The sequence below is a fragment of the Micromonospora phytophila genome, from assembly GCF_023656545.1.
GTDB lineage: Bacteria > Actinomycetota > Actinomycetes > Mycobacteriales > Micromonosporaceae > Micromonospora > Micromonospora phytophila.
The window spans coordinates 1-7839 of record NZ_JAMOKF010000263.1 but is presented as its reverse complement, the minus strand read 5'-3'; the positions used below and the strand labels follow the sequence as shown (position 1 = coordinate 7839).

The 7839-nt window shown below is 69.1% G+C and carries 4 protein-coding genes and 1 pseudogene; 4 read left to right on the top strand and 1 reads right to left on the bottom strand.

Translation table 11 applies throughout. The annotated features are described in order from the left end of the window. The 3 genes and pseudogenes from NCC78_RS23935 to NCC78_RS23925 all read left to right on the top strand — a co-directional run. Positions 1-2699 (top strand): annotated as a pseudogene (locus tag NCC78_RS23935) (carboxyl transferase domain-containing protein); the annotation flags it as partial. A gap of 1567 nt (positions 2700-4266) precedes the next feature. Further along, positions 4267-4989: a 2-oxoglutarate and iron-dependent oxygenase domain-containing protein gene (locus NCC78_RS23930; RefSeq protein WP_250797192.1), complete on the top strand. Its 723-nt coding sequence runs from the start codon at positions 4267-4269 to the stop codon at positions 4987-4989. Beyond that, positions 4956-5312 carry a 2OG-Fe(II) oxygenase family protein gene (locus NCC78_RS23925; RefSeq protein WP_250797191.1) on the top strand — a complete coding sequence of 119 codons (357 nt, stop codon included), beginning with the start codon at positions 4956-4958 and terminating at the stop codon, positions 5310-5312. The genes NCC78_RS23930 and NCC78_RS23925 overlap by 34 nt, the downstream gene beginning before the upstream one ends. Positions 5313-6106: 794 nt before the next feature. Here the strand turns inward: NCC78_RS23925 and NCC78_RS23920 are convergent. After that, positions 6107-6967, bottom strand: coding sequence for an SDR family oxidoreductase (locus tag NCC78_RS23920; RefSeq protein ID WP_284706351.1), 861 nt, complete (start codon positions 6965-6967; stop codon positions 6107-6109). Between the two features lie 77 nt (positions 6968-7044). Here NCC78_RS23920 and NCC78_RS23915 point away from each other — a divergent pair, with 77 nt between their 5' ends. Continuing rightward, positions 7045-7656, top strand: a complete 612-nt coding sequence (locus NCC78_RS23915) for a TetR/AcrR family transcriptional regulator (protein ID WP_250797189.1) — start codon at positions 7045-7047, stop codon at positions 7654-7656. Positions 7657-7839 lie beyond the last annotated feature (183 nt).

Genomic DNA, 7839 nt, shown 5'->3' with positions numbered 1-7839 from the left:
AAATGGTACGCAGCAGCGAGCCGCTGGTCCGGCTGCTCGGCCAGCGGCTCGTGCGCGACCACCTCGACAACACGGTCATGCTGGAGGTGCTGACCCGGCGGTACTACGGCAACAAGGCGCTCACCAGAGTGCGTGCCCGCGAGGTCGCCGGCTGCCGGTTCGTGGTCGCCTAACGCGCTGACTCCAGCGTGGTCTCCACCGCGGTGAGCTTCGACGCGCTGGGCAGCGCGCTGCGCGGGCTGGCCGAGCTGGCCAGCGACGAGAACGCCGTCGACGCCGACATCTACCTCGGCTGGGAGGACCAGCCCGAGGACTTCGACGCGATGGCCGCCGCGCTGCTCCAGGTCATCACCGCGCACCCGCTGCCCCAGGTACGCCGGCTCACCACCACGGTCGCGGGTCGCGGCGGCGCGGTGATGCACCACCACTTCACCTTCCGCCCGTCGGGTACTCAGATCACCGAGGACCGGCTGATCCGCGGCCTGCACCCGTACATCGCGCAGCGGATGCAGCTGGAGCGGCTGCACAAGTTCGACCTGACCCGGCTGCCGTCGTCGGACGAGGAGGTCTACCTCTTCCAGTGCGTGGCGCGGGAGAACCCGGCGGACGAGCGCCTCGTCGCGTTCGCCCAGGTGCGTGACCTGACCGAACTGCGCGAGCAGGACGGCCGGCTGGTGGCGCTGCCCACCACCGAGGACGCGATCGCCGCCTGCCTCGACTCGATCCGCCGGGCCCAGTCGCGGCGACCGTCGAAGACGCGCTTCAACACCAACCGGATCGTGGTCTACGTGTGGCCGCCCAGCGAGCTCACCCGCGCGGAGATGGAGATGCTCGCCGGACGCGTCCGCCCGACGACCGCGGGCGCCGGGCTGGAGGAGATCCTGTTCATCGCGCGGCAGCGCGACCGCCGGACCGGCGAGCTGACCAAGATAGGCGTACGGATCACCTTCGACGCCACCGGCGGCGCCGCGCTGACCGTCGGCGAGCCACCCGTCGAGCCGGTCGAGCCCCTCGACGACTACCGGCTGAAGGTGCTGCGGGCCAGCAGCCGCAACACGGTGTACCCGTACGAGCTGACCGGCCTGCTCGGGGACTTCGTCGAGCACGACCTCGACGGCCACCACGCGCTTGTGCCGGTGGACCGGCCGAAGGGGCGCAACAGCGCCGCCATCGTCGCCGGGGTGGTCACCACGCCGACCGCGCGGCACTCGCAGGGTGTCACCCGGGTCGTGCTGCTCGGCGACCCGACGAAGTCGCTGGGCGCCCTGTCCGAGCCGGAGTGCCGGCGCGTGATTTCCGCGCTGGACCTGGCGGAGCGGATGCGGGTACCGCTGGAGTGGTGGGCGCTGTCCGCCGGCGCTCGCATCTCCATGACCTCGGGCACCGAGAACATGGACTGGGTGGCCGCGGCGCTCAAGCGGATCGTCGAGTTCACCCAGGCCGGCGGTGAGATCAACATCGTGGTCGCCGGCATCAACGTGGGCGCGCAGCCGTACTGGAACGCCGAGGCGACGATGCTCATGCACACCAGGGGCGTCCTGGTGATGACGCCGGACTCGGCGATGGTGCTCACCGGCAAGCAGTCGCTCGACTTCTCCGGTGGGGTGTCCGCCGAGGACAACTTCGGCATCGGCGGCTACGACCGGGTGATGGGTCCGAACGGGCAGGCGCAGTACTGGGCGCCGAACCTGACTGCCGCGCGGGACGTGTTGATGTCGCACTACGACCACACGTACGTCGCGCCCGGCGAGGAGGCGCCGCGGCGGGCCAGCACCACCGACCCCGTGGAACGCGACATCTCCACCTTCCCGCACGACGTGCCGGGCAGCGCCTTCGCTACCGTCGGCGAGATCTTCTCCGCCGAGGCCAACCCGGAACGCAAGAAGCCGTTCGACATCCGGACCGTGATGCGGGCGCTGTCCGACCAGGACCACCCGGTGCTGGAACGCTGGGCGGGCATGGCCGACGCGGAGACCGCGGTGGTGCAGGACGTGCACCTCGGTGGCATCCCGGTGTGCCTGCTCGGCATCGAGTCACGACCCGTGCCGCGACGCGGCTTCCCGCCCACCGACGGCCCGGACACCTACACGGCGGGCACGCTGTTCCCCCGGTCGTCGAAGAAGGCCGCGCGGGCGATCAACGCGGCCAGCGGCAACCGGCCACTGGTCGTGCTGGCGAACCTGTCGGGCTTCGACGGCTCACCCGAGTCGATGCGCAAGCTGCAGTTGGAGTACGGCGCCGAGATCGGCCGGGCGATCGTGAACTTCCGCGGGCCCATCGTCTTCTGCGTGATCTCGCGGTACCACGGCGGCGCGTTCGTGGTGTTCTCGAAGGCGCTGAACCCCAACATGACGGTCCTCGCGCTGGAAGGCTCGTACGCCTCCGTCCTCGGTGGCGCCCCCGCCGCCGCGGTGGTGTTCTCCGCCGACGTCAACGCCCGCACGGCGGCTGACCCACGGGTACGGGACCTGGAGGCCCGCGCCGCGGCGGCGACGGGCACCGAACGCGCCGCCTTGACCGCAGAGCGCGACGAGCTGCGCTCCTCGGTGCGCGCGGAGAAGCTCGGCGAGGTGGCCACGGAGTTCGACCGCGTGCACAACATCCGGCGCGCCGTCGAGGTCGGCTCGGTGGACGCCGTCATCCGAGCCGCCGAGCTGCGTCCGCGCATCATCGACGCCATCGAGTCGCGCCTGCGTTGATGCCCTGCCCGGCCGGGGACTTCCACCAGGGAGTCCCCGGCCGGCCGCCGGGGGTGACGCCTCCGCCGCCCGCGGTCGACCGCCTGCCGCGCCTTGTCGCCAGCAAATGCGTGGGCGTTCAGTCAGTTGGCAGGAGCGTGGTGCGACGTTCGACCCCTGGTACATCGCCAACAGCTTCGCCCCGGCTAACCAGCGGAGCATCCTCAGCCGCCGGTGGCGCCAGAGCCCTCGCAGTCCCTCGCTGAGATCTTCGCGCAGGCGCAGCCAACGCCCGCAGCGGCAGCAGCGCTGCCCGCTGGGCGGTCACGGCCACCAGAGTGCCCGCCGGCTTCCGGCATGTTAGCGGCGCCTGAGCGGAATCGTTCACCGCCGGCTAACGCGACCTCCGGATACTTGCGCAGGGCAGTCTGGCGAGGAGGTGGCGGCAGAGCAGGAGGCGCAGGGCGGTCGCCGCTTGGGCGGGGACGACCCCGTTTCCGAGGACCCGCAGGGCGGCGGTGCGGGGCAGGCCGAGCGTGGGGTCGGTGACCCATTGCGCGGGCAGGCCCATGAGCCATTCCACGAACGGCGGTGCGAGTACGAGTTTGTCGTGCTGGCCGGGTTGGGTGGGTGCGGGAACGGGTCGGCCGGTCCGGAGTTCCCAGCGGGCGATGGCGGTGGCGTAGATCCCCCACCGGGTGTCGTCGACCGTACGAGGTCATCGGTTGTGAGGTCGGTGATGGTGGTGCGCAGGTCGGTGCCGCCGTCACCGTGGTGGCCGGGGCCGCGGGCGTCGGAGGCGCGAGGGGTGGGCAGGTGGCGTGGCCGCAGGCGCACGGCCGTGGAGGGCAGGGTCAAATCACCGTGGGAGCCGCGTTGGCGGGGGCCGCCTTTGTGCCCGTCGGATGCCCTGTGCGTGGGCAGGAGCACGTGGGACAGCGGCGGCCGGAAGCCGGTGCCGGGGCGGCGGCCGGGGGTGCCGGTGTCGCTGGCGCGGGATGTGGGCAGGAGGTTGTGAGCCGATCCACATCCGATTCCGCTGGCGCCTCGTGTCGCAGCCGGCAGACTCCGAACAGCCACCAGGCTCCATTACCCCTCGGGCCTTCCGTCCGGTGGTGGCGACGCCTGGACAACATGCCGCTGAGCCACAACGAACAGGACGATCACGACGCTGGCGGATCTCCCCCTGCTGCGCGCGGCCGCAGTTCACCAGCAGCCTCCGGTCAGGCTGCCCTCATCCGGCCACGCTGGCGAGCGTGAGTTGCTGCTCCGTCCACTGCCTACTGCTCGCTTAGGAGAAGAACCTCCAATTTCGGCTTCTCACGAGGGGATCCGGGGCGTCACGTCGCTGCCGTGCAACCTCACAGGCTTCTCGATCACGCGGGTGAATTCTGGGGTCTCTTCCCCGTATCCGCTGTCATCGACCCGTATTCACGCTGCGCCGCCTACCTGATCATTTCAACGCTGTGGTTGCCGCCTGTCGCGCGGTGGCGTCCGCTCGGCGCAATCATGCAGCGGTGATCGGCTGGGTGGACACCACGGTGGTGCAATCGCCGCATGCCCTGTTCTGATTGCTTAGGAGCCGACCGTGACCACCTTGCAGACGTTCCGCCTACCAAATGCGGTCAGCGGAACCGGGTCCGACATCCGCTTAGGCCATGATCTAGTGCGCGCGTGGCAAACCGACGGGATCTTCCAGGTTGCCACCGACCAGGCCGGCGACCGCGTCACCGCGGACGCGATCGAGGCGTGCCAACGCTTCTTCCGGCTGCCCATTGGGGTCAAGGCCGGGTACGTCAGCGACCTCGCCTACAGCGGCTACATCGCCTCAGGCGAAGAGGTGACCGTCGGCGAGGCCGACTACTCCGAAATCTTCACCGTCTGCCCGGACGTCGCTGTCAACGACCCGCGGGTGCAGCAGCAATGGCCCTGCCACGGCCCGGTGCCGTGGCCCGACCCCGACTACCGTCTACGGATGCGCGCCTTCATGGACATACTGGGCTCGATCGGCGAGAAGCTGCTGCGACTCGTCGCACTCGGCCTGGGCCTGACCAACCTCGACGCGCTGACCAGACTTACCGACGGCGGCTGGCACCACATGCGGGTGCTCCGCTTCCCGGCGCGCTCCGAGCAGACCTCACGGGGTATCGGCTCGCACACGGACTACGGCCTCCTGGTCATCGCGGCGCAGGACAACGTCGGCGGGTTGTACATCCGCCCCCAATCGACGGCGAGCAGCGCAACCGCAACTGGCTGGACTCGGAGAGCATGGCCGGCATGTACGAGGACGAGGAGCCCTGGACGTACGTGACACCACAGCCCAGCGTCCTGACCGTGTTCCCGGGTGACATCATGCAGTTTCTCACCAACGGAGAAGTGCTATCCGCCCCGCACAAGGTGAAGCTCAACACCGCCGAACGCTACGCCATGGCCTACTTCCACGAACCCAACTTCGACACCGTCGTCCGCCCCCTCGACGACCCGGCCGGCAACGACTACATCCACTACGGCACCCACTTCACCAACATGTTCCTACGCTGCTACCCGGACCGGATCACGACCCGACGAATCGAAGCCGAACACCGCCTCTCGATCCTCCGCGACCTGCGGGACAAGGCGGTAGCCGCAGCGTGACCATCACAGCTGGCAGCCGTGCAGACACGCGCGGGGCGAGCATCTCGGCTGAACCGACCGCCCGCCGGTGGAGCGCAGGATGCTGCACGTGCGCGTGAAGCGGTGGAGACAGCCCATCGTCTCCGCTTGGCTCGGCAGGTCGGCGTCGGATGTTGTGATCACCGAGGTCGACACCGGCGAGGTGGCGAAGTGTGGGCCGGCGCGGCCGTTGCCGGGCTGCGGGCGGCCGCCCCCACGCTGACGGTGAATCGCTGATGCCTGCCATCGAGGCATGACTTCTCGGCGGACCCGCCGACGGCTCGGCTCACCCCCATCGAAATCGACGAGGACGGATCCCCTCCCGCAGGTCATCTCCTGACTCAGACCAAGCGCCCATCTCGGCACCCGTGACCACCCCAGCCCACCCCTGCAGCACCGGTATCTCCGATGCGACGGCGAGGACGAGCCGCCAACCTTCCGGTAGGTACGACGGACCGCTCCCCCACGACCTGCGGCATCGGCACGGGTGGCCGACCGGCCGAACCAGGGGCAGCCGTTCTCGAACGACAGCCGTGGTCGACAGAACCTCAGCCTGGTCAACTCGCCACCCCCACACCAATCACCAGTCGAACACTTGTACGATGCTCCGGTGGAGGACCTTGCGGGGCGCTGGTGGAACGGGATCTGGGGGCGCTTGGGCCGGCGGGACGTGTGATCGGGTCGGAGTTGTCGATGATCCGCGGTGTGGTCAGCGTCAGGAAGTGGTGTCGGCCCAATGACGGCCCTGCCGGGACCGACAGGGCGGGGTGCTGGTCCTATCGGAAGGCTGCGATGTGGCGCTGGGCCCAGTCGGCGAAAGTGCGGGGGGCTCGGCCGAGGATCTGTTCGACGTCGGGACTGATGCGCTGTTCGGCGGGGGTGGGCTCGCCGATGATGGCCAGGGTGGTCTCGACCACGGGTTCGGGCATAAACTGCAGCATCTGCGCGTGTGCCTCCTCGCGGGTCTGCTCGATGAACTGGATCGGTTCGCCGAGCGCCTCGCTGATCGCCTCGGCTCGTTGCCGGGGTGTGGTGAGGGCGGGCCCGGTCAACTCGTAGATTTGCCCGGCGTGGCTGTCGTGGAGCAGGGCCGCTGCGGCGACCTCGGCAATGTCGGCAGGGTCGATGAATGGCAGGCCGACGTCGCCGAACGGTGCGGCAACGGTCCGCCGCGCGCGGACTGATTCGGCCCAGGCGTAGGCGTTGGAGTCGAAGCCACCGGGCCGCAGGATCGTCCAGTCCATGCCCGACCGCCGGACGGCGTCTTCGATGGCCGCTCCCGTGCTCCCATGGGAGGACGACTCCGGCCGCGTTGCGACCCCTTGAGAGGACAGCATCACGATCCGTTTGACTCCGGCGGAATTGGCGTCGTCGAGGATGTCGCTGACGACGCCGCTCGGGTTGTCTGCGGCCGACACGAAGTGGCCGGAGATCAGCAGGAACATCGCGTCGGTGCCGTCGAGTGCGGGTCGCAGGCTCGCTGGGTCGGTCAGGTCGGCACCGATGGCCGGGACTCCGTGCGGCACGTCGGACTCGGTGATGTTGCGCGACACGGCCGTTACCGGCGCGTTCACCTCGGTCAGTAGCCGCACCAGCGTCCGTCCGACGTTCCCGGTCGCTCCCGTTACTACGATCATGCGATCCCTACTTAGTTAGTTGGATGACTTAGTAGAACCTAGCATAGTCCGGCGATCGCGGATCTATAGTTAGTGAGGTGTCCAACTCAACGAAGTCGCGGGCGCGGGGAGCCGACAAGCGGCGGCGACTGATGGCCGCCGCCGCTCAGGTGCTGCACCAGCAGGGCGTGGAGCGCACCACCATCGCCGACATCGCCGACGCCGCCGACGTCCCGGTCGGGAACGTGTACTACTACTTCAAGACCAAGGACGAGCTGGTCCAGGCCGCCCTCGCCGAGCATTCCGGGCACCTTGCCGAACTCACCGGCGAACTCGACAAGCTCCCCGACCCGCTCGAACGTCTCAAGGCCCTGGTCGCCTTGTGGGTCGGCCAGCGCGACCTCGCAGCCCGCTACGGCTGCCCCACCGGCACCCTGGCCGTCGAACTCGACAAACGCACCGAGGGCGGCATCGACCTGGAAGCCGGCAAGGTCATCCGGCTACTGCTGGACTGGGTCGAACACCAATTCCGCGAGCTGGAACTACCCAATCCCGACGACCTCGCGATCACGCTCGTCGGCGCCTACCAAGGCATGTCACTGCTGGCCAACGCTCTACGCGACCCAGAGATCATGACCCGCGAGGGGGCCCGCCTCACCCACTGGCTCCAAACCCTGCCCGGCGACGCCACCAGTGCCCGAAATTGTTGAGTCCCGCTCCTCGTCGGTCCCCTTCGCTCGGCCGATTCGTGGGCGCTCGCTCATCGGCTGACTCGAAAATCGGTGAGTGAGTGGGCAGGCGGCAGCGCCCGGCGTAGCGCAGCGGAGCCGGGCTCGTGGTTTGGTGCGGTCAGGCAGCGGCGGGTTGTTCGGGTTGAGGCTGAAGGTTGACCT

Bases quoted from the DNA above. Each gene is read 5' to 3' on its own strand.
- NCC78_RS23920 (WP_284706351.1), bottom strand. From the start codon at position 6,967: ATGATCGTAGTAACGGGAGCGACCGGGAACGTCGGACGGACGCTGGTG.
- NCC78_RS23925 (WP_250797191.1), top strand. From the start codon at position 4,956: ATGTACGAGGACGAGGAGCCCTGGACGTACGTGACACCACAGCCCAGC.